This is a genomic window from Marinobacter sp. CA1 (assembly GCF_020546665.1).
Classification (GTDB): Bacteria; Pseudomonadota; Gammaproteobacteria; order Pseudomonadales; family Oleiphilaceae; genus Marinobacter; species Marinobacter xestospongiae.
Genome location: NZ_CP071785.1, coordinates 3,628,737 through 3,654,987 on the forward strand (window position 1 = coordinate 3,628,737; position 26,251 = coordinate 3,654,987).

A 26,251-nucleotide genomic window follows, 5' to 3' on the forward strand; every position below is an offset into this window, starting at 1 on the left:
GAGCCGGTCTGGGTTAGCGGGTGTCCGTAAGCAGAATGGAATCCACAAACCCCCGGTCCGCCAACTGCTGCCGGGTCCGTGATGCGACATCGGAATCCTGGAAGGGACCCACCTGCACCCGATGGAAGCGGCCGGCATCGGTTTCCACCGACCGCACCCGTACCTGCGGTCCCACCAGAGCGACCGCACGATCCGCCAGCCGTTGGGCGGGGTCCCGGTTGCTGAAGGAACCCAACTGCACAAACAGGGCGTTCCCCGGCGGCAACGCTGGCGTGACAGCCGGCGTGGTCCCGGCAGATCCGGGGTTTGACGGCATGCTGACGGTGCCTTCGCCGGCAATGGAGACAGCGCCATCCGGCGTTACCGTGATGGCGGCCACCTCAACCCGGGCCGTGCCCCGGTTGTGATAGTCCAGTTTCTTGGCCGCGGCGTAGGACAGGTCAATCAGGCGGTCGTCATGGAACGGACCGCGATCGTTCACCCGCACAATCACCGAGCGTCCGTTATCCAGGTTGGTGACCCGGGCGTAGCTGGGAATGGGCAGGCTCTTGTGGGCGGCCGACATGGCGTACATGTTGAACACTTCGCCGTTGGAGGTCTTGTGGCCATGGAACTTCTCGCCATACCAGCTGGCCACGCCCTGCTGAAGATAGCCGTCGGCACTGGCCATGACCGTGTACTGCTTGCCCCAGACCGTGTAGGGGGACCGGTTGCCGGCGGAGCGACGGGGTTCATAACGCGGGACCGCGTCCGCCAGCCCGGAGACATCAAATTCCCCGGACGGCGCCCGGTCCTGGGACAGGGTATAGCGTGAATCCTGGCTCGGCGTGGACGTACAGCCGGCCAACCATATCATCAGCGTTATCACCATCAGCCAGCCGAAGGGACGGCCGCGCACTTCTTGAGCTTTCACGGGCTACCGTTTTCCTGTTCCAGTTCCGACCCCTTAAACCACCCCGTTACCGGGGCAATACCCACTACGCCAATGCTACCAGTTCCTGTCCGGTCACACAGTGTCACCCCCGTGTCCGCGGACTGGCCGGGCGTCGATACCATACCACGCGGCCCCGAGGCCCAACATTACCCGGCATCCACCTGGCCCTAGGCGGTGATCATGCGCCGGTGGGTGTGAATCGACATCAGCACCCCGAACGCCGCCATCAACGTCACGCTGGAGGTTCCGCCATAACTGATCAGCGGCAGCGGCACCCCCACCACCGGCAGCAGACCACTGACCATGCCGATGTTGACAAAAATATAGATAAAGAAGGTCATCGTCAGCGCCCCGGCCAGCAGCCGGCCGAACGAATCCTGAGCGTTCACCGCGATGTACAGGCACCGCAACATGATCAGCAGGTACACCGACAACAACACCAGCATGCCGATGAAGCCGAACTCCTCCGCCAGCACCGCAACGATGAAGTCAGTATGGCTTTCCGGCAGGAATTCAAGGTGGGACTGGGTGCCCTGCAGCCAGCCCTTGCCACTCCAGCCGCCGGAGCCGATGGCGGTCTTCGACTGGATAATGTTCCAGCCGGCGCCCAGCGGGTCACTCTGCGGGTCCAGCAGGGTCAGAACCCGCTGCTTCTGGTAATCCCGCATCACGAAGAACCACATCAGCGGCGCCGCCACCGACACCATGCCCAGGAAGGCGGTGATCAGTTTCCAGCTGATGCCGGCAAAGAACACCACAAACAGCCCGGCGGCACCGACCAGCAACGCGGTCCCCAGATCCGGCTGCTGCACGATCAGCCCCATCGGCAACAGCACAATGGCCAGGGCAATCGCCACCTGGGACAACCTCGGCGGTAAAAAGTGCCGCGACAGGTACCAGGCGGCCATCATCGGCACCACCAGCTTCATCAGCTCCGAGGGCTGGAACCGGGGCAGACCGGGCAGTGCCAGCCAGCGCTGGGCACCTTTTGCGCCCACCCCCACGGCCAGAACTGCCACCAGGGCGCCAAGCCCAACCAGGTACAGCCATGGCGCCCAGCGCCGGTACACTGACGGATCAAGCTGGGCGAACACCAGCATCACCACCAACGCCACCCCCATCCGCACCGCCTGGGCTTCCACCACGGCAAAGTTACGGTCGGCGCCGCTGTAAAGCACGACCATGCCGCCAGCAACCAGTACCAGCAGAAGCAACAACAGAATCGGGTCCAGGTGCAGGATCGACCACAGCCCACGACGACTGCCAAGGCCGCCGTTGGCCCGCTGGCTGAACAGTTGACTACCGGTCACCGGTCGCCCTCCGTTGGCAGTGCGCTGATGGAAACCACTTCGTCCTCCTCCGGGAAGCCGTCGATCCAGGCATCAAACAGTTCGCGGGCCACCGGCGCCGCGGTACTGCTGCCACCACCGCCATTCTCGACGATGACCGACACCACGATTTCAGGATCATCCACCGGCGCAAAGCCGACAAACAGGGCATGATCCCGCAGCCGCTCGCGGATTTCGTCGGCGTCGTACTCTTCGTCCTGGGCCAGACTGAACACCTGGGCGGTGCCGGTCTTGCCCGCCATGCGGTAGGAAGCACCAGCACCGGAACGCCGGGCCGTGCCACGACGACCGTGCATGACTTCCTCCATCGAATCCACCACAAACTCCCAGTCGTCCTGATTCTTCAGCACCATGTCTTCCCGGGTGGCCTCCGGCAACACCGCGGCGAGGGGGTCGTCACCAACCACATCCCGCAGCAGCCTGGGCTGCACCCACTGTCCCCGGTTGGCCATCACCGCGGTGGCAGTTGCCAGTTGCAGCGGAGTCGCCAGCATAAAGCCCTGCCCAATGCCCAGATTGACCGAATCCCCCGGGTACCAGGGTTCGTTGCGGGTAGCCCGCTTCCAGTCCCGGGACGGCAGCAGCCCGGGCAGCGCACCACGGACGTCCAGCGAGGTGTCCTCGCCGAAGCCGAACTGGTCTAGGTACTCGTACATGGTATCGATGCCCATCCGCACGGCGGCATCGTAGTAATAGATATCACAGGATTCCGCCATCGACCGGGTCAGGTCGACCCAGCCGTGACCGCCACGCTTCCAGTCGCGATAGCGACGACCACCGGATTTGAGCTGAAAGTAGCCCGGGTCCCACACTTCCCGTTCCCGGGTGGTCACGCCGCTGTCGAGAGCCGCCACTGCCATCATCGGCTTGATGGTGGACCCGGGCGGATACTGCCCCCGCAACGCCCGGTTGAACAATGGCTTGTCGTGGGAGGTGCTCAGTTCGCGGTAGGCCGCCACGCTGATGCCGGTGACGAAGAGGTTGGCATCGAACCCCGGCACACTGGCCAGGGCCAGCAGGCCGCCGGACTCCGGATCAATCGCAACAATCGCTCCGCGACGACCGTCCAGCAGTTGGTAGGCCAGTTTTTGCAGACGCAGGTCCAGGTGCAGCTTGAGGTCTTCCCCAGGCACCGGATTCTCCCGAGACAACACCCTCAGGGTACGGCCACGGGCGTTGGTTTCCACGTGTTGGTAACCCACCTTACCGTGGAGCTTGTCTTCGTAGAAAGATTCGATGCCGGACTTGCCGATGTAGTTGGTCCCGGCGTAGTTCACCGGATCAATCCGTTGCAGCTCTTCCCGATTGATGCGGCCAACATAGCCCAGCGCGTGGGATGTAATCTCGCCGTGGGGATAGTAGCGCACCAGCTCCGCAGCCACTTCCACTCCGGGCAGCTCGTGACGGTGCACCGCCAGTGCGGCAATTTCCTGTTCGTTGAGATCATAGCGCAGGGGCAGCGCCTGATAGGGCCGGCGGGGTTCGTGCATTCGCCGCTTGAAGCGCTCCACATCCTCCTCGGAGACACTGAGCAGACGTGACAGTGTGGCGAGGGTGGCCTCCAGGTCCGGCACCCGCTCGGGCACGATGGTGACACTGAAGACCGGACGATTCTCCGCCAGCAGGGTATCGTTACGATCGTAGATCAGACCACGGGTGGGAGGAACCGATTGCACCTGAACCCGGTTCTTGTCCGACAGGGTGGTGTAGGTGTCATGCTCCACTACCTGCAGCTGGTACATCCGCGCCACCAGCCCGCCCAGCATCAGCAGCACGATCGCCAGTGCCACCAGCGACCGACGCTGGAACAGGCGGCGCTCGGCGGCGGTGTCTTTGAACTCGCCCCAGGGCATGGCGGTTTCCTAAGCGCGGTGGTACGGGTGGTTGCGGGTAATGCTCCAGGCGCGATACAGCTGCTCAGCCAGCAGGATACGCACCAGCGGATGAGGCAGGGTCAGCGGCGACAGCGACCACAGCTGGTCAGCCCGTTCACGACAGGCCTGAGGCAGGCCATCCGGCCCGCCCACCAGGAAGCTGACATCACGACCATCGAGCTGCCAGGCTTCCAGTTGCTGGGCGAGTTTCTCCGTCGACCAGGGCCGACCGCCCACTTCCAGCGCCACCACCCGGTCGCGCTCGCCGGCAGCCGCCAGCAGGCTGTCGCCCTCTTTCTGCATCAGCCGGGGAATGTCCGGGTTCTTGCCCCGGTGCGCCATGGCAATCTCGGTCAGTTCCAGGGGCAGCTCCGGTGGCATCCGCCGGGCGTATTCCTGATAGCCCTGGGTGACCCAGTCCGGCATCTTCTGGCCGACGCACAAAAGGCGCAGCCGCATTATTCGCTGCCAGCCGCACCCAGGTCGGGAGCATCGCGCCAGAAGCGCTCCAGATCGTAGAATTCCCGGGTCGCTGGCATCATCACGTGCAACACCACGTCGCCGAGGTCCACCAGGATCCAGTCACTGGCCTTGTCCCCTTCCACATTGGCGGCGCGAACGCCCTGCTCCTTGGCCTCTTCGACCACGGATTCCGCTAGTGATCGGACGTGCCGGTTGGAGGTGCCGGAAGCCAACACCATGTAATCGGTCACGCTGGTTCGGTCGCGGACATCGATCACGCTGATGTCCTGCGCCTTGATGTTTTCCAGCGCGGTTACCACCAAATCTCTAAGCTGCTCTGCCTGCATAATCACCCTGTTAGTGGGCCGGCGGCGGGCGCCGTCGACCTCAATGTCGTCTCAAGGCGGGATTGTAGCACTAAGAAACGTGGCCAGACGACTGGCGATCGCCGCAATAACGATACAACCCGCGCTGGCGAATCGCCTGCCACACCGCATCCGGGATCAGGTAACGGGGCGAACGGCCATCGGCGATACGCTCCCGCACACCGGTGGCGGAGATCTCCAACAGCGGCAACTCCAGAAAATGACAGTGTCCGGCCGGGGCCTGGTGCAGCGCTGACAGGTCGGCACAATGGCGCTCGGCGAGCAATCGTGCCGGCGCACTGTCCGGGTCAAGCTCAACGCCGGGACGGGCTATTACCAGCAGGTGGGCCAGTTGGGGAATCTGCTGCCAGTCCTGCCAGCGGTCAAAACCGGCGAAGGCGTCGGTACCCACCACCATCACAAGGGGCTCTTCCGGCCCCAGCTCGGCCCGCAACTGCCGCAGAGTGATGGCGGTGTAGGAGGCACCGTCACGAGTCAGTTCCTGATCATCGATCCGCAACCCAGGCTCTCCGTCCACCGCCAGCTGCAGCAGCGCCAGGCGGTCGGCGCTGGTGGCGCCAGGGCTGGCCCGATGCGGCGGAATGTGGCAGGGCACCAGGCTGAGCGCCGGCACCTGCAACCGCTCCCGCAACTCCACCGCCAGCCGCAGGTGACCGTTGTGTACCGGATCGAAGGTGCCGCCGTAGATTACGTGCATAACCGCCTCAGCTGACCGCCGGATCAGGTACGGATGTGACCGTCACCAAACACCACATATTTCTGTGATGTCAGACCTTCCAGACCAACCGGACCACGGGCGTGGATCTTGTCGGTGGAGATGCCGATCTCCGCTCCCAGCCCGTACTCGAAACCATCCGCAAAGCGTGTCGAGGCATTGACCATCACCGAGCTGGAATCCACCTCAGTCAGGAACCGGCGCGCCCGGGTAAAGTTCTCGGTCACAATGCAGTCGGTGTGCTGGGAGCTGTAGCGGTTGATGTGGGCAATCGCAGCATCCAGGCCCGCCACCACTTTGACCGCCAGGATCGGGGCCAGGTACTCCTCACTCCAGTCCGCCTCCGTGGCCGCCACAACCTGTGGCAGGATTGCCTGGGTCGCGGGGCAACCACGCAGCTCTACGTCCTTGGCACTGAAAGCTTCCGCCAACAGCGGCAACAGGTCGGCTGCAATTTCCTCATCGACCAGCAGGGTTTCCATGGTGTTGCAGGTACCGTACCGCTGGGTCTTGGCGTTGACGGCCACGGCCAGAGCCTTCTCCGGATCGGCATGACTATCGATGTAGACGTGGCAGATACCGTCCAGATGCTTGATCACCGGCACCCTGGCGTCAGCGCTGATGCGCTCGATCAGGCCCTTGCCGCCGCGCGGCACGATCACATCGACGTACTGCGGTATGGTGATCAACTCACCCACCGCAGCCCGATCGGTGGTTTTGACCACCTGCACCGAGGTCTCCGGCAGGCCGGCCTCCGCCAGCCCCCGCGCCAGGCACGCGGCAACGGCCTGATTGGAGTGAATGGATTCGGAACCGCCCCGCAGAATGGCCGCGTTGCCGGACTTGAGACACAGGCTGGCGGCTTCCACCGTCACATTGGGGCGGGATTCGTAAATAATGCCGATAACTCCCAGTGGCACCCGCATCCGCCCGACCTGGATACCGGACGGACGATAGGTCATGTCGGTGATCTCACCAATCGGGTCTGGCAATGAGGCGACCTGGCGCAGGCCCTCGATCATGGTGTCGATGCGAGCCGGGGTCAGCTCCAGGCGATCCAGCATGGCCGGGTCCAGGCCGTTTTCACGCCCCTTGTCCAGATCCTTGATGTTGGCCATGGTGAGTTCATCGCGGGCGGCGTCCAGAGCCTCAGCCGTCGCCAGCAAGGCCTGGTTGCGCATCGCGGTGGTCGAGCGCGCCACCAGGGTCGCTGCGGCCCTTGCCTGCTCGCCCAGTTCCGCCATGTATGCTGCAATTTCCATCTCATTACCCCAGCTAGAAACATAGAACGCCCTACTTTACCTGTACCGGGTAAAGTACGCACCCCGTGGACGCGGTCTCCGGACATCTCGCCGTTCGCGACACACCGCCAATCCCCGGCGATTCGGATTTATTCAGGGGCTCGCAAACGTTTATGATAACGCCACAGACGCCGACGAAAGGATCGACATCATGGGCCAGATGGCCGACTTATTTCTGCTGAGGCGATTTGCCCGCATAGGCTGCGGCGCCCTGATGATACTGGCGCTGTATGCCCTGGCGACCAGCCTCTGGGTGGCCGGCGTGGCGGCACTGCTGGCAGCGGCACTGATCTGGACCACTCCGGCCTTTGGCCCGGACCGGCCACGCCAGCCCTGGCAGTCGCTGACCCGGGGGTTACTGATCGCCCTCACCCTGCTGCTCTGCGGCAGCCTGTGGCAAACACCCTGGACCATTGGCCATTGGCTGTATGCCCTGCCACTGATCGCATTCGGTCTGCTGCCGCTGAGCTGGGCCTCGCTGCTGAGCCTGTTCTGCGTGGGTGCGGTGATGGTCGCCAACCAGGTCGCCGTGGGCGATCCGGTTCGACACCAGTTCATCAGTTCGCTGCTGCTGACCCTGGCCCTGTCCGGCCTGCTGGTATACCTGCGTGAGTACAAGGCCCGACAACTGGCACCACTGCGCCGCACCGACGAACTCACCCAGGCCGCCAGCCGGGAATACCTGTCCGCCGACCTGCACAAGGAAATCCAGCGCAGCGAGCGTGAAGGCACCGACATGTCGGTGGTGCTGATTGGCCTGGATAGCCACCTCAGCGACAGCGATGCCGACGAAGACATCCGCTCGGTGCTGCCGCGAATCGGACGCTTTCTGCATTCGCAACTGCGGGACTTTGACAGCTACTACCGCGTTGCCGACCTGCAGTTCCTGGTGATCCTGCCAGGCATCGCCACCGCCGATGCCGCCCAGCGTGCTGAACAGATCCGCAAGGGACTGGGCACCCTGCTGGGCTCCCATGGCCTCAAGCTCACCGCCAGTGCCGGGATTGCCGGGCTCAACATTGGCGATGACGCTGACAGCCTGCAACTGTCGGTGGGCAATGCCCTGCGCCGGGCGCAGCAGCAGGGCGGCAACCGCGTCCAGTCCTACAGCACCTGGTCTGAGTCCCAGGCAACACCGGCCAAGGGAGTCACACCGTGACCGAAACCCGCCTTCGCACCTACACCCACCTGGCGGGCTACGGCCTGACCACCCTGTTCATTGCTGTGCTGGCGATGCAGAACCTGCGCTACGGCTTCTACCCGCTGTTCTATCTTGCCAGCGGCCTGGCCCTGCTCACCCTGGCGGGCATAGCCTACACCGTCCTGGCCCGGCGCCAGCAGCTAAGGGCCCCCGGCCACGGTTTCATTCTGGCGGCCCTCAACGGAATTGTCGTGGCCGCCCTGTTCACCCTGGACCACGCCGATATCAGCCACTGGTGTCTGCCTCTGCTGGTGCTCAACCTGTTGATCCTGCCGTTGCGCCACGGCCTGATCCTGTCGCTGCTGACGGCGACCCTGCTGACCCTGTTCCTGCTGATCCACCAAAGCCTGTCGGACGCTGTGCTGGTTGGCTTCGCCGCCATCATCCTAATCAGCGCCGGCGCACTGTACATCTGGCATTACGACCATATGGCCCAGTCAGCCGAGGACCTGGCCATTACCGACCCGGTCACCGGTGCCCACAACGCCCGCTTTCTGGACGAGACTCTGCAGAAGGAAATCAGCCGCAGCAACTTCACCGGCCACCCGCTGTCGGTGATTGCCCTGGGCATGGATTACCTGGACCAGAACCGGGACCTCCACGGCGAAGCCGGTCTGGCAGTGTTCTATCGTGAGGTGACCCAGCACCTGTTTGGTGTCATCCGGGCGGGCGACACCCTGTACACCCTGGGCCAGGGCGAGTTTTTCCTGATCCTGCCGTTTACCCCCGAGGAAGGCGTTCGCGTGATCGCCGAGCGGGTCCGACGCTCCATCGCCGAACGGGAGTGGCCGGTGGTGGGCAGCACCACCTTCTCCCTCGGCTGCACCACCCGGATTGACACCGACAACCTCGCCGACGCCCTTCGCAAACGGGCCTGCCATGCGCTTTCAGAGGCTCGCCGACGGGGTCATGATTCGATCTGGTACAGTGTCGGAGAGCCGCCCAGCGCATGACCGGCGACAGCCTTCAACCCCTGCTCGACTGGCTGGCGGCCCACCCTGGCTGGCTGGCGCTGGCCCTGGCACTGGTGGCTTTCCTGGAGTCCCTGGCGATTGCAGGGATCGTGGTACCTGGGGTCGCCATCCTGTTCGCCATTGCCGCCCTCGCGGGGCAGACCGGCATGCCCTTGTGGCAGGCGCTGGCCTGGGCGGGGCTCGGCGCTGTCGCTGGTGATGGCATCAGTTTCTGGCTGGGACGGCGCTTCCAGGGCGGGCTGGACCGGGTCTGGCCGTTTCGCCGCTACCCCGCCCTGCTCGACCGGGGGGAACGGTTCTTCCATCTCCACGGCGGCAAGAGCGTGGTCATCGGCCGCTTCGTCGGCCCCATCCGTCCGGTCATTCCGCTGGTAGCCGGGGCATTGATGATGCCGTCCCGCCGATTCCTTGCCTTCAACATCCTGTCAGCAATCGGTTGGGCGCCGGCCTACATTCTCCCGGGTTACCTGGTGGGCAGCGCTCTCGGCCAGCACCTCGACCTGCCGCCGCATTTCTACCCGGTACTCGGCGGCAGCCTGCTGGTACTGATGGCGATCTACCTGATGCTGTTCCGGTTCCAGCTGGGGCTCAACAGCGACAGCCGGCTGTACCAGCAACTGGCGACCCTGATGGCCCGCTACAACAGCACCCACCGGTTCTGGCGCGGGCTCAGCAGTGAGCGGCCGGCCTCCGGCGGGGAGTTTCCGCTGCCATCGGTGATGCTCGCCCTAGGCTGCGGTGCGCTGTTTCTGATCTGGTCGCTGCTGGTATCGGCAACCAGTCAACTGGATGCGCTCAATCACTGGACCGCCGGCTTCTTCAGCATCCTGCGCCACCCCTGGCTGGACCCGGCCATGGTGCTGCTGACCCGGATCGGCGACCCGCCGGTGCTGCTGGCACTGGCACTGATGGCGGCCCTGGCCCTTGGCTTTCGCGGTTACTACGCCGCCGCCGCCCATGCCTTCCTGGCCTGTGTCGCCACCACCATCCTGGTTGCCGCCATGAAAGCGGGTTTTGCCATCCCCCGGCCCGAGCTGGTCGCCCAGCCGCCCGGCTCGGGCGCCTTCCCCAGCGGCCATACCACCGGCATCACCGTTACCCTGGGGCTGCTGGCCAGCTTTGTCGCCAGAGAGTTCGGGGCCCGCCGACGCTGGCGGATCTATCTGGTGTTCAGTGTGCCGATGGTGCTGATCGCCCTGTCACGGCTTTACCTCGGGGTGCACTGGTTTACCGATGTGGTGGGTGGGCTGCTGCTGGGGCTGTCAATCTGCGGTTTCGTGCGTGCCAGTTACAGCCGCTATGATCAGGTGCCGCTGGGAATGGATGTGGTACTGGGCCTGGCGCTGCTGATCTTGACGGGGTGGGTAACCGGCTATCTGGCGATTACCTGGGATACTGCCATGGCGGCCTACCAGCTGCGGTAGCACGGCGCGCGGCGGTGAGTTAAACAGCGGCGTTTCAGTCCAGCTCGTCGACCAGTTCGGCCAGTTGCGCCAGCCGCTCGACCGGATCGTGCAGCTCCAGCAACCGCTGTTTTTCGTCCTTATGAATTGGCAGCAGCTCGGTCAACCGCCACCCCACCATGCGGGCATCGGCATAGTCCACAGCCATCTCCAGTTCCCGGACCACCGGATGCCGGCACAGCGCCTTCAGTACCAGCGGCAGCTCGCCAAATTCATCTGGAACCGCCACCTCGGGCTCGTCATCCAGCGGTGTCAGGTTGCCAAGGTGAAGACCGTCAGGCGCCTGCCAGCTGTGCTCAACCACCACCTTGCGGTCGCCTTCCACCGTGATGCCCAGCAGGCCATTTTCCAGCTGACGGAAATCCACAATGCGGACATAGGTACCAATGTCATAGAACGACGCCTGGAGCGAAGCTTCCCCGCCTTCCCGCAGCAGCACCACCACGAAGCCCCGCTCTTCCTTCAGGCAGCGGGTCAGCATATCGATGTATCGCGGTTCAAACAGCTGCAGCGGTATCCGCCCCTGGGGCAGGATAACGGAGTTGAGGGGAAACAGCGGTACGTGCTGGGTTGACAGGGTCACGGCGATTGCAGCTCCAGGCTAGTGAATCGACAACAGTTGCTGGACCTCGTCGATCCGGGCCCGGGCCTCCGTCAGCAGCTTGAGGCTGCGGGACACATTCAGTTCCAGCTCACCCAGGCGGCGGTAGGCCGGCACCTGTTCAAACCGGGGCAGGTTAGCGCTCTGGTTGGCGCCAATCAAGGCGTGCAGGCGGGCAACGATGACCACGTCCACCAATTGCGGTGCGGCCTCTCGGCACTCGTACTCCCAGTCGTCGGCGTAGCGGGCGGCTTCCACGAAGCTGGCCGGGAAGTTCCAGTTCTCCAGCACCGCAGCACCAACGTCACCGCGCAATTCACCGATCGCCCGCTTGAGATTGACCTCATCGGCAAACAGGTTGACGTGGCGTTCGGCATGAACCACCACCGGCACCACACCAATGTCGTGCAGTAGCCCCGCCAGCAAGGCCTCTTCCGGGTTGATCCGGGTGACACTGTCCGCCAGTACCCAGGACAGCGCCGCCACTTCCCGGGACCGTTTCCACAAATCTTCCATGGTTTTTTGCAGTAACGGCTGGCGACTCTGGAACACTTCCCGTAACGCGAACACGGTCACCAGTTGCCGGGTGGTGTTGGTGCCCAGCCGCACCACCGCCTCACGAACGTTGCGAACGTCATTGAAACCCCGGTAGAGCGGACTGTTGCAGGCCCGCACCAGCTTCGCCGCCATCGACGGGTCGGCGGTGATGGCGCTGGCAATCTGGTCGGCGGTGGAGTCTTCCCGATCCGCCATGCGACGCACTTTCCAGGCCACATCGGGTACACTCGGCAGAGTCAACTGGTTGGAACGCAGATCGGCGTAGAACTCCATCATCAGTTGATGTTCTTCGTCCGGTTCTCCGCCCTCGTCAGTGCTGCTGTCCATATCCACCTGATTCACCGGCGCGGTTCGCAGCATCTGGTTCAGCACATCCTGCTCCACCACCAGGAATTCGCAGGGCTGGGTGGCAAGCACGTCGTACATTCGAGGCTGCAGGCGGGCAACGGCATTAACCGCCTGGTCACTGCCCGCCTGGATACGGGAGCGGCGACCGTCTATCGACTCCAGCTCCACCGACCCCGCCAGCAGGAAGAAGTCCAGTCCGTCCCGGGCGCCCCGCTCCATGACCTTCTGACCAGGAGCCAGCTTGCGATGTTCGGCACGGCTGGCCAGCAGGACCAACTGATCGTCGGTCAACCGGTTCAACGGCTGAAACTGCTTGAGACGACGAGCTGGCGCGGTTTCCTGGCCAGACATAAGCACTCTCCTTCAACATGAGTTCTGAGGGACGGATGGTGGTGATCCGACAGAGCCAGACCGCAGAACGGCCATGATGTTCCCTATCCAGAGGGAAACGCGGCAACACAATGTTAACCATTGTAATATCACCAGTACAAAACAACCACGGCATTGACTTTTCTGTTGACCTGCAGCCGCCGAAGATTTCGGTCAGAGATGGTCCGGAGTTAATCAGAGGCGCCTTAAGCCTTTATTGCCCTAGCAACACTAATAGGGGAATCTGGTATGCTCTGAGGTTACCCCGGGCCGTCTTTTACTCGACGCGCAGAACCGACGAAGTGACGCTGACACCGGGGGCTGCGTAACTCACCGATGACGAGAGATCCATCCCGATGCCACAGTACCGCTCAAAGACTTCCACCGCCGGCCGCAATATGGCTGGCGCCCGCGCGCTCTGGCGTGCCACCGGCATGAAGAACGAAGATTTTGGCAAACCGATCATCGCAATCGCCAACTCCTTCACCCAGTTTGTGCCCGGCCACGTCCACCTGAAAGATCTCGGCCAACTAGTCGCCCGGGAGATTGAAGAAGCCGGCGGTGTGGCGAAAGAATTCAACACCATTGCAGTGGATGACGGCATCGCCATGGGTCACGACGGCATGCTGTACTCGCTGCCTTCGCGGGAGATCATTGCCGACTCGGTGGAATACATGGTCAATGCCCACTGCGCGGACGCCCTGGTGTGCATTTCCAACTGCGACAAGATCACCCCGGGAATGCTGTTGGCCGCCATGCGCCTGAACATTCCCACCGTTTTTGTTTCCGGCGGACCAATGGAAGCGGGCAAGACCAAGCTTTCCGAGCACAAGCTCGATCTGGTGGACGCCATGGTGATTGCCGCAGATCCCAACGCCAGCGACGAGCAGGTGGAAGAATATGAGCGTAGCGCCTGCCCCACCTGCGGCTCCTGCTCCGGCATGTTCACTGCCAACTCCATGAACTGCCTGACCGAGGCCATCGGCCTGTCGCTGCCGGGCAACGGCTCATTGCTGGCAACCCACGCCGACCGCGAGCAGCTGTTCCTGCAGGCCGGTCGCCAGATCGTCGCCAACGCCAAGCGCTACTACGAAGAGGACGACGCCAGCGTACTGCCGCTGAGCATCGCCTCCATGGCGGCGTTCGAGAACGCCATGGTGCTGGACATTGCCATGGGCGGCTCTACCAACACCATCCTGCACCTGCTGGCGGCAGCCCAGGAAGCCGGCGTCGGCTTCGACCTGAGCCACATTGACCAGCTGTCCCGCAAGGTGCCTCAGCTGTGCAAGGTCGCCCCCAACTCACCCAAGTACCATATGGAAGACGTCCACCGGGCCGGCGGCATCATGGGCATCCTGGGTGAACTGGACCGGGCCGGATTGCTCAACACCAGCCTGCCAACCGTGCACAGTAAAACCCTGGGCGATGCCTTGGACGCCTGGGACATCATGCGCCAGCCCTCCGAGGCGGTGGTGGAAATGTACAAAGCCGGGCCAGCTGGCATCCCCACCCAGCAGGCCTTCAGCCAGAGCACCCGCTGGCCGTCGCTGGACGGCGACCGCGCCAACGGCTGCATCCGGTCGCTGGAGAATGCCTACTCCACCGAGGGCGGTCTCGCGGTGCTGTACGGCAACATTGCCGAAGACGGCTGCGTGGTGAAAACCGCAGGTGTGGATGAGAGCATCTACGTCTTCGAGGGACAGGCACGGGTCTATGAAAGCCAGGACGCCGCGGTTCACGGCATTCTTGAGGATGAGGTCCAGGCCGGCGAGGTGGTGATTATTCGCTACGAAGGCCCCAAAGGCGGGCCGGGCATGCAGGAAATGCTCTACCCCACCAGCTACCTCAAATCCAAGGGGCTGGGCAAAAACTGCGCGCTGCTGACCGACGGCCGTTTCTCCGGCGGCACCTCCGGGCTGTCCATCGGGCATGCCTCACCGGAAGCCGCGGCAGGCGGTGCGATCGGGCTGATCGAGAACGGTGACACCATCGTGATCGACATCCCCAACCGCAGCATCAATGTGCAGCTCGACAAGGACGAGCTGGATCGTCGCCGTGCTGAGCGCGACCAGCAAGGCTGGAAGCCGGCCCAGCCCCGCGCCCGCAAGGTATCGGCGGCGCTCAAGGCTTACGCCCTGCTGGCCACCAGTGCCGACAAAGGCGCAGTGCGGGATCTCAGCAAGCTCGACTGATCCCCCAGCACGCCATCAGGCAGGTCGGCGCCAGAACGTGGCGTCGACCTGCTGTCACCGGGGACTGCAGGCCGAGACACAGAGTCACCGAGACTCAGAAGAACGACCAGCCGCCGTCCTCGTCTTCCTCGATCACATCGTCTTCCACCACCGCGTCTTCCGGCTCGAGCTCAGCCGCAGCGCTCGCAGTAACTGGCTCGTCTTCGGCACGGGGTGCAGCGGCCAGTTTCACTTCCACCATGCCCAGAGCCTTCTTGGTGGGCTCATCCAGCTCGCCGCTGACCTGAAGCCCGGCCTGATCACGCTGAAAAGCCCGCAGTGCGGCGCGGGTACTGTTGTCCATGGAGGCGCTGACATTTCGGATGTCGTAACCGGCGCCGTAGAGGGCATTCTTGAGGGCGACCACATCGTTGGCGGCCGTCGCGGGCAGCGACACCATGGCGGTGCCGGCGGCGAGCACGGATGTGGCGATAAGGGAACGGAGGTCTTTCAACGAGTGCATGCCTGTCTCCTGGATATCATCCTTATTATTGTTGGGGCCGCGAGCACGGCATAAGAACACGACGCCCGCAATCACCATATCACAGAGTCAGAGCGACCGCCTGTCGACAGATCTGTGTCCGTCAGGTCGCCGACGAGTCGTCGTCAGGCAAGTCCCTCGGCCCCAGCCCCAGGGTGGTGTCATGCTCACCGAACTCGCGAATGAAGATACCCCAGAACGCCATGAACAGCGCCGCCACCAGCGGCCCCATGACAAAGCCATTGATGCCGAACATCACAATCCCGCCAAGGGTCGACAGCAACACGATGTAGTCCGGCAGCTTGGTGTCACGCCCAACAAAGATCGGCCGCAGGATGTTGTCCGCCAGGCCAATCACCACCACCCCAAACGCCGTCAGCACCGTGGCCTGCACCCAGTCGCCAACCGCAAACAGATACACCGCGGCCGGCACCCAGACAATGGCCGCCCCAACTGCTGGCAGCAGTGAGACGATGGCCATCACCACCCCCCACAGCAGCGCGCCCTTGATGCCGAGCACCCAGAAAATAAAGCCCCCCAGGGCACCCTGAATGATGGCGATCAACAGGTTGCCCTTGACCGTGGCCCGGGTCACTTCGGCGAACTTGGCGAACAGCAGCCGCTCGCGGGCATCCCCCAGCGGCAGCGCCTTGATCAACAGCTCCACCAGCTTGTGACCATCCCGCAGCAGGAAGAACGCGAGGTACACCATCAGTGCCAGACTGAGGAAGAACTGGAAGGTGTTCTGCCCTACCCCCAGGGCCTGCTTGGCGAGGAACTGACTGCCGCCAACGAATGCATTGACGGCCCGCTCCCGCAGACCACTGAGATCGATATCAAACTGGTTCAACAGAGACTGAATGGCCGGAAATGACTGGGTCACCTTGTCGATGTACTCCCCCGGTCGCAGCTCGCCGTCCTGGATCTGCTGGTACAGCGATACCCCTTCCGCCACCAGCGAGGTGATCAGCACAATCACCGGAATCACCACAATCACCATACACAGGGTGAGGGTTAGCAACGCCACAGTGTTGGGCCGGTCTCCAATCCGTCGCAGCAACCACTGCTGTACCGGGTGGAAGATCAGTGCAATCGCCACCGCCCAGAAGATCGGGCCAAAGAAGGGCTTCATCAGCAACACGAAGGCAAGCGACACCCCAACCAGCAAGGCCAGAAAAGTCCGTGTTTCCAGTTTTTCGTACATTCGCAGTTCCTCAAGGTTATCCGTGGCGGAGCCGGCGGACAGAGTAACGGATCAAACACCAAAGGCACCAGCGCCAGGACGGCGACTTGGCAACAACACCGCCATTGGGGTTATAGTGAAAGGTTGTTGCCCGGGAACATCAGGTCGTGAACGTTTCGGATAATGACCTGTCCGATTTGCTGCGCGCCGGTTCCCGATGACCGAGTCAGAAAGGGGTTCCTTCGTTGGAAGCCACGGATTTCAACATCGACACAGCGCTTGAGGCGGCCCTGGCCCTGAACCAGGTGCTGGCCGCCCGCCGCCATCGCCGCAAGGTCCTGGGGCAGGATGTTCTGGTACCGGGCCAGCTGGGCGACGCCCTGCACCTGCCCCGCATTGTCCGGCGCCTGCAGAGCAAGCAGAGCCGGCAGCGGGAGTTGGGCCTGGAGGACTTTCAGGCGCTGTGGCCAACGCTGTCCGCCGGCACCCGCGACAAGGTGCTGGATGGCCTGGGGTGGTATGACCCCAAGGAACTGGACTGGGACGACAAGCGCTCCAACCGGCGCCCCGTGCCAGGCCAGGATGACTGAGATGTAATCCGAAACCATCACCCCCGTGGTATAAGGGAGAGCGGTACTTATTAGAATCAGTAATAGAAGGAAAATTGTCACATTGCGCGAGTAATGTGGACAATCCAGAGGAGGAAAACAATGGATAGACAAGAGTATTTCGAGGCCATTCTGGTCGAGGGGAACGCTGTTCCCACCCTGCAGTGCGGCCATTGCCATTCAACACTGTCCCGCGCACGGATCTTTGCCAACGACGGCGATGACCGTTACCAGATTCCCTGCAACACCATCGCCCTGTGTTCGGCCGACGATTGCGGTGCCGTCAATTGCTGCGATTCAGCCCTGTCCAAGCTGGAAAATCCAGACGTTTTGCTGCAAATCGCATCTTGAATCAAACGGCCAACGCACTGTTACGCAAACCAAACACTAAGCGTTCTCAGCTGCTATATCCTGATTGATATCTGGCCGGAGTGTCCGGTCACGCAACCACTCAGTCAGGACAGTCGATGGCATGCGTATTCTGAGAACCGACGAGGCCCGCTTTACCGGCCTTCCGGACTACCCGTTCACACCCAACTACCTCGAAGTTGAACCGGGTCTGAGGATGCACTACGTGGATCAGGGCCCCCGTGACGCGGCGCCGGTTGTCATGCTGCACGGTGAGCCTTCTTGGTCCTACATCTACCGCCACATGATCCCCCCTGTGGCGGCCGCGGGCCACCGGGTACTGGCCCCAGACCTGATCGGATTCGGCAAGTCCGACAAACCCTCCAACCTGTCTGACTACAGCTACGAGCGACACATGCAATGGCTGAACCAATGGCTGGATGCATTGAACCTCGACAACATGACACTGGTATGTCAGAACTGGGGGTCACTCTTGGGTCTGCGCTTGGTGGCTGAGCAGCCCCACCGCTTTGAACGCATCATTATTGGCAACGGCATGCTACCCACCGGCGAGCAGCGGCCAGCGGCGTCGTATTCACTGTGGAAAGCGTTTGCCACCTACAGCCCCTGGTTCCCGATCAGTCGCATGGTGCAGCTCGGCACTGGCCGTACCCTCAGCGCCCAGGAGCTGGCCGCCTACGAGGCGCCGTTCCCCAGCAGCGAGTTCAAGGCCGGCGCGCGGGCGTTCGCCAAACTGATTCCATCGTCCCCCAACGACCCGGCGGTGGCCGCCAATCAGGCCGCCTGGAAACAGCTGGAACGCTGGCACAAGCCGTTCATCACCTGCTTCAGCAACGGCGACCCGATCAGCCGGGGCAACGATCGCTACATGCAGCGCCGTATCCCCGGTGCCCATGGCCAGCCCCACATCACCCTGCGCGGCGGCCACTTTCTGCAGGAGGATGCCCCGGAGGCGTTCGCCCGCATCATCAACGATGCCTGTCGACCGGAACTGGCCGCCTGATACCGGCGGCCACTCTCTTCGGGCCGACCGGCCTTAGCCAAACACCGTAACCGTCTGGCGACTCAACGCCACCAACTCGCCCGACGCACTCCAGATCTGCGCCTGGGTGTGACCGTACCCGGCCGCCGCCTGATCGATGCTGGCGCGGTACAGCAGCCAGTCGTCCGGTGCCAGCGTCGGCCGCGGGTAAACGAACTCCAGAGTCCAGCTCAGGGAGCTGGCTGGTGCCGGCTGCTTCAGATGTGGCAACAGCGCCGGCGGCCAGGCATCCACCAGCGCCACCAGGTGAGCATCGGTCAGCGCCTCGGGCTGCTCCCGGAAACGCATCCAGCCGCCCATCTCCCGGCTGTCGCTACCGGAGAAAGGCAAGCCGCCAAAGCTCCAGCGCATGTCCAAATGCTGAATGAAATCCGGAGTAATGCCCGGCAGGTGCGGCAGTGCCTTCAGGCCGTCAGGGGACGCCACCTCGGGTGCGCGATCGCCCGCAACGGCAACAGCGGACGCCCGTGAGCCACCGAAGCTGCCCAACATGGCCAACCGCACCTCACCCTGTTGCAACATCCGCCCCTGCACCTGACTCACTGCCTTGCCTTCTCGCAGGACCTCAACTTCGATCTGTACCGGCTCATCCGCCGCCACCGGACCCACAAAGGAGATCTGCAGGGCTCGCATGGCGCGGTCCCCGGTAACCGCCTGCTGCATCTGTCGGGCCACCACCGCAGCCACCAGACCTCCGAAGGTTGCCCGCCCCTGGGCCCAGCTGGCAGGAAACACCAGCTCCCCGGAACCCGCCGCCGTAAGCAGTTCATCAAATTGCATTACACACTCCTCTTCAACCTGAACTAAGTTAGGGTCAACCTGTACTACGCTAGGATCAATATGAACTACATTAGGATCAGCAAGTACTACGTTGGGGTCGGGATTCACGACCTCCGCCTCTAACACTGATTTGGCCCCAACACCAAGGGCCTACGGCCACTGAAGGGCCGGCCAGAATGACCGACCGCACCGCCCAGGGCAAGCCGGCCCCGGCATCTACCTATGGTTACCAAGGGGTCATTCATATATAAAAGCGGCCAAAACCGCTATAATGAAATCGATGCGTGCGCCCACCCTGCGGCGCCCCCTCCACTTCCGAGTAATTTGATGTCTACAGAATCCTTTGCCGAGCTTGGCCTTGATGCGGCCGTTCTCGAGGCCGTCACGGCCATTGGCTACGAAACCCCGTCGCCCATCCAGGCCCAGTCCATTCCGATCCTGCTGGGCGGCAAACACCTGCTGGGCATCGCCCAGACCGGTACCGGCAAGACCGCAGCCTTCGCACTGCCGCTGCTGAGCCGTATCGACGCCTCCAGCAATCACCCCCAAATCCTGGTGCTGACGCCAACCCGGGAGCTGGCCATTCAGGTTGCCGAAGCGTTCAACAGCTACGCCAGCCGGTTCCGCGATTTCCATGTTCTGCCGATCTACGGCGGGCAGGATTTCTATCCCCAGCTCAAGGCCCTCAAGCGTGGCGCCCAGGTAATTGTTGGCACCCCGGGTCGGACCCTGGACCACCTGCGTCGCGGCACCCTCAAGCTTGATCGCATCAAGGCACTGGTGCTGGATGAAGCCGACGAGATGCTGCGAATGGGCTTCATCGACGATGTTGAAGCCATCCTGGCCGCCACCCCGGCGGACTGCCAGCGGGCGCTGTTCTCCGCCACCATGCCGCCGCAGATTCGCAAGGTTGCACAGACCTACCTCAGCGACGCCCAGGAAGTTAAGATCGAGAGCCAGACCCGCACCGTCGAGCGGATCTCCCAGTTCATGCTGCCGGTCTACGCCGAACGCAAGCTTGATGCCCTCACCCGCATCCTGGAAGTGGAACCGTTCGACGCCGCCATCATCTTCGTGCGCACCAAGGCCGAAACCGCGCTGCTGGCCGACAAGCTGTCCGCCCGCGGCCATGCGGTTGCGCCCCTGAACGGCGATCTCAACCAGCGCCAGCGCGAGCAGACGGTCGAAGACCTGAAACGGGGCAAGAAAGACATCGTCATTGCCACCGACGTCGCCGCCCGCGGCCTGGATGTCCCCCGCATCACCCACGTCATCAACTACGACGTGCCTTACGACAGCGAAGCGTACATCCATCGGGTAGGCCGTACCGGTCGCGCCGGTCGCAGCGGCAAGGCCATCCTGCTGGTCACCCCACGGGAACGCAGCTGGTTGCGCACCCTGGAGCGCGCCACCAACTCACCGATGGAGGCCTACCAGCTGCCGTCACCGGCGGATCTGCTGAAGCTGCGGGAACAGCAGTTTGAAAGCCAGCTGCTGGGTTTTGTGGAAGACCCCAAACTGGCCAAGGCCATGGCGCTGCTGGATGACATCGCCGAGCGGAATGACATGGACATTGCCATGCTCGCCGCGGCACTGGCCTGCGGCATGGAGGCGGGTCAGCCCGGCTTGCTGCCACTGGAGCAACCGGCGGATCTGCCGATTCCCTCTGCGGCACCGCGCCGCAAACAGGGTGGAGGCGGTCGCCCCCACGACAAGCGCCGTGGTCCGCGTCCGGGTCAGAAGCCTGGCTTCAAGAAAGGGCCGAAGGGTCGTGGTCGCCCCGACGGCTACAAAGGCAAGAGTGGCGGTGGTAGCAACGGCGGTCGTCAGTCCGACCGCAGGCGCTGATACACCACGAAGCTGTAGTCGTAAGGGTTGTTATCGGACGCGGAGAAATCCTCCCGTCCGATTTCCTCCCACTGATCCCAGTCCACTTCCGGGAACCAGGCATCACCTTCCACGTCCGCGTGCACCTGGGTGATGTACATCCGATCCACTTGCGGCAACGCCTCGGCGTAGATCTGGCCGCCGCCAATCACCATCACCTCGTCACCCCCCTCCAGCTCCGCCTGGGCTTCGGCCTTGACCAGCGCCTCGGCCAGTGAGCGCACGGTGGGAATGCCTTCCGGCGCGGACCACTGCGGATTCCGGGAAATCACCACATTCAGCCGTCCCGGCAAGGGCCGCCCAATGGATTCCCAGGTCTTGCGTCCCATGATGATCGGCTTGCCCATGGTGGCCTGCTTGAAGTAACGCAGATCACCCGGCAGGTACCAGGGCAAGGCGTTGTTGCGGCCGATCACCCGGTTGCGGGCCATGGCGACGATCAGGGCAGTTCTCATATCAATCTCTCGGTTCTTTCAGTTACACCACTAAATGGCAATCGGAGCACGGATCAGCGGCCAGGGTTCGTAACCCTCGAACTCGAAGTCATCCAGCTGATAGTCAAAAATGCTGTCCGGCCGCCGGCGGATCACCAGCTTCGGCAAAGCCCGGGGTTCCCGTCCCAGCTGTTCGAACACGATGTCGTCGGTGAGATGGTTCTGGTACAGGTGACAGTCACCGAAGGTGTGAACAAACTCCCCCACCTCCAGATCACACTGCTGCGCAATCATGTGAGTCAGCAGGCTGTAGGAGGCGATGTTGAAGGGCACGCCCAGAAACAGGTCGGCGCTGCGCTGGTATAGCTGGCACGACAGACGACCGTCCGCCACATAAAACTGGAACAGGCAATGGCATGGCGCCAGCGCCATCCGCCCCTGCTCAACGTTGGTCTGAGGGGCGATGGTTTCATCCGGCAGCTCCGCCGGGTTCCAGGCCGACACAATCAGCCGACGGGAATTGGGCTTGCTGCGAATCTGCTCGATAACATCACTGATCTGGTCCACCACCTCGCCATTGGGGCACTGCCAGCTACGCCACTGCTTGCCGTAAATCGGTCCCAGGTCGCCATTCTCCAGCGCCCACTCGTTCCAGATCGAGACCTTCCGCTCTTTCAGCCAGGTGTTGTCCGTCGAGCCGTTAAGGAACCACAGCAACTCGTAGATGATGCTGCGCAGATGGACCTTCTTGGTGGTGACCAGCGGAAAGCCCTCGGCAAGATCAAAGCGGATCTGGCGGCCGAACACCGAGCGGGTGCCAACGCCGGTGCGGTCGCCCCGGTCGGTTCCATTGTCGACCACGTCCTGCATCAGTTCGAGATAGGCTTTCATCAGGTGTTTCTCCGATAGGCAAATACAATCAGGCCCAGGCCGGCCAGAATCATCGGCAGCGACAGCAACTGCCCCATGGTCAACCAGTCAAACGCAAGATAACCGAGCTGGGCATCCGGCTGGCGCACAAACTCCACCAGAATCCGGAAACAGCCGTACAGCACCAGGAACAGGCCAGACACCGCCATCGTCGGCCGTTTACGGGAAGAGAACCACCACAGCGCGATGAACAACGCCACTCCTTCCAGCGCAAACTGGTAAAGCTGGGAAGGATGCCGCGCCAGCAGGTCTGGCGCCTGGGGAAAGACCATGCCCCAGGGCACATCCGTGGGGCGGCCCCACAACTCACCATTGATGAAGTTGCCGATGCGGCCGGCCCCCAGACCCACCGGCACCAGCGGCGCCACGAAGTCCGCCAGCTCAAAGAAGGTGCGTCCAATCTTGCGGGCATACCACCACATGGCCACCATGACCCCCAACAGGCCACCGTGGAATGCCATGCCGCCTTCCCAGACTCGGAACAGCCACAGCGGATCGGCCAGGAACTGGTCAAAGTTGTAGAACACCACATAGCCGAACCGGCCGCCGAGAATCACCCCCAGGGCGATGTAGAACAGCAGATCCCCCATCTGCTCCTCATTGAGGGGAGACCAGGGCTTACGGGTACGCAGCCGCCCCAGCCACCAGCCCACCAGGAAGCCCACCAGATAGGTCAAACCATACCAGTGCACTTTCAGGGGCCCCACAGAGATGGCGACCGGATCAAACTGGGGATGACGAAGCATCGATTACCTCAATTGTCAGCAGATAAATGGGTCAGGCCAGACGACAGCCGGCCGGTGATCAGGTCTCAGTGAAACAGGAAGCGCACGCCCACCACGATCAGCAGCAGCGCGAAGATCCGCTTCAGCAGGCGGGCATCCAGCCGGTGGGCCAGATTGGCGCCAACCCGGGCGAACAACACGCTGGTCAACACAATGCCAAGCAGTGCCGGCAGATAGACATAGCCCACGCTGTACTCAGGCAACTGGGGCTGGGACCAGCCGGTCGCCAGATTGGTGAGCGCACCGGCAACCGCAATCGGCAGACCGCAGGCCGCCGAGGTGGCCACCGCCTGCTGCATACGCACATTGCACCAGCTCAGAAATGGTACCGTCAGGGTTCCGCCGCCAATACCGAAGATCGCCGAGGCCCAGCCAATGCCGGCGCCGGCAGCCCCCAGCCCCGTACCACCCGGCACATCACGACTGGGACTGGGGTTTACCTCCAGCAACATTTTCAGCGCCACCAGGATGACAAAGATCCCGATGATCAGTTCCAAGGCCGCACCGGACAATAGTGAAGCGGTCCAGGCACCGAGCACCGCCCCCAGTACGATGCCCACCGTCATCGGTCGGAACAGATCCCAGCGAACCGCTCCCTTGGCGTGGTGGGTACGCACCGAACTGATGGACGTGAACACAATGGTCGCCAGCGACGTTCCCACCGCCAGGTGCGCGGCCACATCCGGGGTCACACCCTGAAGCCCGAAACTGAAGATCAGCACCGGCACGATCACCAGACCGCCACCAATCCCGAACAGCCCCGCCAGGGTGCCGGCCAGGGCGCCCAGGCCGAGATAGAGAGCAAACAGAACCAGCAGCGACATTGGTCGATCATCCCGCCTGAAAAAACAAGGCTGGTATGATACACAAGCGCTGTCGAGAACACATTCCGCATCCCGCCGGCCGTTACAAAAGGACGCCCTATGTGCCTGATCGCTTTTGCCCTGGGACAACACCCCGACTACCCGCTGGTGGTGGCAGCCAACCGGGACGAGTTCCATCAGCGCCCCACCGCCGCCATGGACTGGTGGCCCGAGCCAGGCGTCCTCGCCGGTCGCGACCTGCAGGCCGGCGGCACTTGGCTGGCAGTGACGGCCGATGGCCGCGTGGCGGCGGTCACCAATGTTCGGGAGGGCACGCCGGAGCCAGCCCGGCTGAGCCGTGGCGAGCTGCCATTGCAGGCGCTCGCCAGCACCGAGGCGATCCGCACCCACCTGGCACAGCACGGCACCGACTACGGCGGCTTCAACCTAGTGGTGCTGGGCACCGGGGGGCGGCTGGACCAGGGCTGGTACTACAGCAACCGCGATGCTCACCCCGGCCGCCAATTACACCGGGCCAGCTACGGTCTCAGCAACCACCTGCTCCAGAGCCCCTGGCCCAAGCTGCTGCGATTACGCCAGGCGGTGATGACCACCCTGATGCTGGCACCGGCGGATGACACCTCCGGCCTGCACCAGCGGCTGATCCGACCATTGCAGGACCAGACCCCGGCACCGGATCACGCCCTGCCGGACACCGGCGTTGGCCTGGCTACCGAGCGCTTTCTGTCGTCCCCTTTCATCGTGGGGGAGCACTACGGCACCCGCGCCACCACCATTGTTACTGTCCGCCGTGACGGCGAAGTGACGGTGACCGAACAGAGCTGGCGCCCCGATGGCCACCCCGACCAGCGGCGACAGTTCTGCTGGCAGCGGGAACCTCTGATATAATCCCGCGAAAAACCGCCTGAGCAATGGGAGAGCCGGCACCATGGCCGATCAGCCAAGCACCACCTCGATTGCCGATTTCGAGAAATCCCTCAACGAACTGGAACGCCTGGTCCGAGACCTGGAACAGGGGGAACTGTCGCTGGAACAATCCCTCGGCGCCTTCGAACAGGGCGTCAAGCTCACCCGGGACTGCCAACAGGCCCTGAAAGCCGCAGAACAGCGTATTGAGCAACTGGTCCAGCTGGAAGACGGCAGCCTCCAGTCGACACCGTTCAAGCCCGACGAGAACGCCTAATGGAACAGAACACGGACCATACCCTGGTGTTCCTGGGTTCCTGCCAGGATAGCGTTGACGCCGAGCTGACCCGCCTGCTGGATCAGGCCAGCGCCGCGCCGGCCCGCTTGCGCGAAGCCATGGCCTATAGCCTGCTGGGAGGAGGCAAACGCATCCGTCCGGCGCTATGCCTGGGCGCCGCCCAGGTGGTGGGGAACAGCGTTGAGGAAGCGCTGGTACCGGCCTGCGCCATTGAAGCAATCCACGCCTACTCGCTGGTACACGATGACCTGCCGGCGATGGACGACGACGATCTGCGGCGCGGGCGCCCCACCGTCCACATTGCCTTCGACGAAGCCACCGCCATCCTCGCTGGCGATGCCCTGCAGACCGCCGCGTTCGAATGGCTGGCCAATGCCCCGCAGCTCGATGCCGACACCCGCCTGAAGATGGTGGCGGAACTGGCCCGGGCCAGCGGCCAGAGCGGCATGGTGGGAGGGCAGGCGATCGATCTGGCGTCCGTCGGCAAGGCACTGTCGCTGGACGACCTTGAAACCATGCACCGCCACAAGACCGGCGCCCTGATCGAAGCCAGCGTTCGCATTGGCGCCCTCACCGCCGGCTACCACGCCCGCGAGCGACTGCCGGCGCTGAGCCGCTATGCCCGCGCCCTGGGGCTGGCCTTTCAAGTCCAGGACGATCTGCTGGACATCGAGGGCGACACCGCGGTGATCGGCAAACCCCAGGGATCAGACGCTGCCCGGGACAAGCCCACTTACCCCGCCCTGCTGGGTGTGGACGGCGCCCGCTCCCACCTCCGGGACCTGTTGACCCAGGCCCAGGACGCTCTGGCAGACTGCGGTACAGAAGCCGACCCGCTGAGGGCCATGGCCGACTTCGTGGTGAGCCGCAGCCACTGATCGATACCATCGATCCAGGGCGCGGCCATCCCGTATAATACGGCGGTATCAATCGCCCCCACATAGCACTACCATCGGTA

Annotated in this window: 27 protein-coding genes; 11 read left to right on the forward strand and 16 right to left on the reverse strand. The window is 63.2% G+C overall.

The genetic code is table 11. The annotated features are described in order from the left end of the window. Window positions 1-13: 13 nt before the first annotated feature. From J2887_RS16610 to J2887_RS16640, 7 genes are all read right to left on the reverse strand, one after another. Window positions 14-871, reverse strand: a complete 858-nt coding sequence (locus tag J2887_RS16610) for a septal ring lytic transglycosylase RlpA family protein (RefSeq protein WP_227176157.1) — start codon at window positions 869-871, stop codon at window positions 14-16. A gap of 230 nt (window positions 872-1,101) precedes the next feature. Beyond that, window positions 1,102-2,244 carry a rod shape-determining protein RodA gene (gene rodA, locus J2887_RS16615; protein WP_227172206.1) on the reverse strand — a complete coding sequence of 381 codons (1,143 nt, stop codon included), beginning with the start codon at window positions 2,242-2,244 and terminating at the stop codon, window positions 1,102-1,104. Then, window positions 2,241-4,136 (reverse strand): penicillin-binding protein 2, encoded by a 1,896-nt coding sequence (mrdA, locus tag J2887_RS16620; protein WP_227172207.1) that lies wholly within the window; start codon window positions 4,134-4,136, stop codon window positions 2,241-2,243. The genes rodA and mrdA overlap by 4 nt, the downstream gene beginning before the upstream one ends. A 9-nt stretch (window positions 4,137-4,145) precedes the next feature. Then, on the reverse strand, window positions 4,146-4,616 hold the full coding sequence (gene rlmH / locus J2887_RS16625; RefSeq protein ID WP_227172208.1) for a 23S rRNA (pseudouridine(1915)-N(3))-methyltransferase RlmH: 471 nt from the start codon (window positions 4,614-4,616) through the stop codon (window positions 4,146-4,148). Then, on the reverse strand, window positions 4,616-4,966 hold the full coding sequence (gene rsfS / locus J2887_RS16630) for a ribosome silencing factor (protein WP_227172209.1): 351 nt from the start codon (window positions 4,964-4,966) through the stop codon (window positions 4,616-4,618). The genes rlmH and rsfS overlap by 1 nt, the downstream gene beginning before the upstream one ends. A 70-nt stretch (window positions 4,967-5,036) precedes the next feature. Beyond that, complete coding sequence (nadD, locus tag J2887_RS16635; RefSeq protein ID WP_227172210.1) at window positions 5,037-5,702, reverse strand: nicotinate-nucleotide adenylyltransferase; 666 nt, start codon at window positions 5,700-5,702, stop codon at window positions 5,037-5,039. Between the two features lie 23 nt (window positions 5,703-5,725). After that, window positions 5,726-6,982, reverse strand: a complete 1,257-nt coding sequence (locus J2887_RS16640; RefSeq protein WP_227172211.1) for a glutamate-5-semialdehyde dehydrogenase — start codon at window positions 6,980-6,982, stop codon at window positions 5,726-5,728. Between the two features lie 190 nt (window positions 6,983-7,172). On the opposite strand from J2887_RS16640, the gene J2887_RS16645 reads away from it, so the two are divergent. Genes J2887_RS16645 through J2887_RS16655 form a run of 3 tightly spaced genes read left to right on the forward strand, consistent with a single transcriptional unit; the run spans window position 7,173 to window position 10,620 of the window. Next, complete coding sequence (locus J2887_RS16645) at window positions 7,173-8,180, forward strand: GGDEF domain-containing protein (protein ID WP_227172212.1); 1,008 nt, start codon at window positions 7,173-7,175, stop codon at window positions 8,178-8,180. After that, the gene (locus tag J2887_RS16650) at window positions 8,177-9,175 is read left to right on the forward strand and encodes a GGDEF domain-containing protein (RefSeq protein ID WP_227172213.1); all 999 of its coding nucleotides are present in this window, start codon (window positions 8,177-8,179) and stop codon (window positions 9,173-9,175) included. The genes J2887_RS16645 and J2887_RS16650 overlap by 4 nt, the downstream gene beginning before the upstream one ends. Continuing rightward, window positions 9,172-10,620 (forward strand): bifunctional DedA family/phosphatase PAP2 family protein, encoded by a 1,449-nt coding sequence (locus tag J2887_RS16655; protein WP_227172214.1) that lies wholly within the window; start codon window positions 9,172-9,174, stop codon window positions 10,618-10,620. Before J2887_RS16650 ends, J2887_RS16655 begins: the two co-directional genes overlap by 4 nt. A 34-nt stretch (window positions 10,621-10,654) precedes the next feature. Here J2887_RS16655 and J2887_RS16660 read toward each other — a convergent pair whose 3' ends face one another. Then, a complete protein-coding gene (locus tag J2887_RS16660) occupies window positions 10,655-11,242 on the reverse strand; it encodes an LON peptidase substrate-binding domain-containing protein (protein ID WP_227172215.1) in 588 nt (195 codons plus the stop codon). Window positions 11,243-11,260: 18 nt separating this feature from the next. After that, entirely contained in the window at window positions 11,261-12,517 is a 1,257-nt protein-coding gene (locus tag J2887_RS16665) for an HDOD domain-containing protein (RefSeq protein ID WP_227172216.1), read from the reverse strand. Window positions 12,518-12,891: 374 nt separating this feature from the next. Here J2887_RS16665 and ilvD point away from each other — a divergent pair, with 374 nt between their 5' ends. Next, window positions 12,892-14,727 (forward strand): dihydroxy-acid dehydratase, encoded by a 1,836-nt coding sequence (gene ilvD / locus J2887_RS16670; protein WP_227172217.1) that lies wholly within the window; start codon window positions 12,892-12,894, stop codon window positions 14,725-14,727. Window positions 14,728-14,821: 94 nt separating this feature from the next. Here the strand turns inward: ilvD and J2887_RS16675 are convergent, their stop codons facing one another. Together J2887_RS16675 and J2887_RS16680 are read right to left on the reverse strand one after the other, a co-directional pair. Next, on the reverse strand, window positions 14,822-15,229 hold the full coding sequence (locus tag J2887_RS16675) for a peptidoglycan-binding domain-containing protein (protein ID WP_227172218.1): 408 nt from the start codon (window positions 15,227-15,229) through the stop codon (window positions 14,822-14,824). 121 nt (window positions 15,230-15,350) lie between these two features. Continuing rightward, window positions 15,351-16,451: an AI-2E family transporter gene (locus J2887_RS16680; protein ID WP_227172219.1), complete on the reverse strand. Its 1,101-nt coding sequence runs from the start codon at window positions 16,449-16,451 to the stop codon at window positions 15,351-15,353. Between the two features lie 224 nt (window positions 16,452-16,675). Here J2887_RS16680 and J2887_RS16685 point away from each other — a divergent pair, with 224 nt between their 5' ends. From J2887_RS16685 to J2887_RS16695, 3 genes are all read left to right on the forward strand, one after another. Beyond that, entirely contained in the window at window positions 16,676-17,020 is a 345-nt protein-coding gene (locus J2887_RS16685; protein ID WP_227172220.1) for a hypothetical protein, read from the forward strand. Window positions 17,021-17,140: 120 nt separating this feature from the next. Then, window positions 17,141-17,389 carry a hypothetical protein gene (locus J2887_RS16690; protein WP_227172221.1) on the forward strand — a complete coding sequence of 83 codons (249 nt, stop codon included), beginning with the start codon at window positions 17,141-17,143 and terminating at the stop codon, window positions 17,387-17,389. A 121-nt stretch (window positions 17,390-17,510) separates the two neighbouring features. Continuing rightward, window positions 17,511-18,410 (forward strand): haloalkane dehalogenase, encoded by a 900-nt coding sequence (locus tag J2887_RS16695; RefSeq protein WP_227172222.1) that lies wholly within the window; start codon window positions 17,511-17,513, stop codon window positions 18,408-18,410. A 33-nt stretch (window positions 18,411-18,443) separates the two neighbouring features. Here the strand turns inward: J2887_RS16695 and J2887_RS16700 are convergent, their stop codons facing one another. Further along, entirely contained in the window at window positions 18,444-19,229 is a 786-nt protein-coding gene (locus J2887_RS16700; protein WP_227172223.1) for an acyl-CoA thioesterase, read from the reverse strand. 327 nt (window positions 19,230-19,556) lie between these two features. On the opposite strand from J2887_RS16700, the gene J2887_RS16705 reads away from it, so the two are divergent. Continuing rightward, window positions 19,557-21,077 carry a DEAD/DEAH box helicase gene (locus J2887_RS16705; RefSeq protein WP_227172224.1) on the forward strand — a complete coding sequence of 507 codons (1,521 nt, stop codon included), beginning with the start codon at window positions 19,557-19,559 and terminating at the stop codon, window positions 21,075-21,077. Here J2887_RS16705 and folA read toward each other — a convergent pair. The 4 genes from folA to J2887_RS16725 form a co-directional block, all read right to left on the reverse strand. After that, window positions 21,056-21,571 (reverse strand): type 3 dihydrofolate reductase, encoded by a 516-nt coding sequence (folA, locus tag J2887_RS16710; RefSeq protein ID WP_227172225.1) that lies wholly within the window; start codon window positions 21,569-21,571, stop codon window positions 21,056-21,058. The genes J2887_RS16705 and folA overlap by 22 nt on opposite strands. Before the next feature lie 30 nt (window positions 21,572-21,601). Then, window positions 21,602-22,441, reverse strand: coding sequence for a thymidylate synthase (locus J2887_RS16715; RefSeq protein ID WP_227172226.1), 840 nt, complete (start codon window positions 22,439-22,441; stop codon window positions 21,602-21,604). Next, a complete protein-coding gene (lgt, locus tag J2887_RS16720; RefSeq protein ID WP_227172227.1) occupies window positions 22,441-23,226 on the reverse strand; it encodes a prolipoprotein diacylglyceryl transferase in 786 nt (261 codons plus the stop codon). Before lgt ends, J2887_RS16715 begins: the two co-directional genes overlap by 1 nt. Window positions 23,227-23,291: 65 nt before the next feature. Continuing rightward, window positions 23,292-24,089: a sulfite exporter TauE/SafE family protein gene (locus J2887_RS16725; protein WP_227172228.1), complete on the reverse strand. Its 798-nt coding sequence runs from the start codon at window positions 24,087-24,089 to the stop codon at window positions 23,292-23,294. Window positions 24,090-24,188: 99 nt separating this feature from the next. On the opposite strand from J2887_RS16725, the gene J2887_RS16730 reads away from it, so the two are divergent. Genes J2887_RS16730 through ispA form a run of 3 tightly spaced genes read left to right on the forward strand, consistent with a single transcriptional unit; the run spans window position 24,189 to window position 26,171 of the window. Beyond that, complete coding sequence (locus J2887_RS16730) at window positions 24,189-24,977, forward strand: NRDE family protein (RefSeq protein WP_227172229.1); 789 nt, start codon at window positions 24,189-24,191, stop codon at window positions 24,975-24,977. A gap of 40 nt (window positions 24,978-25,017) precedes the next feature. Beyond that, window positions 25,018-25,272, forward strand: a complete 255-nt coding sequence (locus J2887_RS16735) for an exodeoxyribonuclease VII small subunit (RefSeq protein ID WP_227172230.1) — start codon at window positions 25,018-25,020, stop codon at window positions 25,270-25,272. Beyond that, entirely contained in the window at window positions 25,272-26,171 is a 900-nt protein-coding gene (gene ispA, locus J2887_RS16740; protein WP_227172231.1) for a (2E,6E)-farnesyl diphosphate synthase, read from the forward strand. Before J2887_RS16735 ends, ispA begins: the two co-directional genes overlap by 1 nt. The last annotated feature ends 80 nt before the right edge of the window (window positions 26,172-26,251 follow it).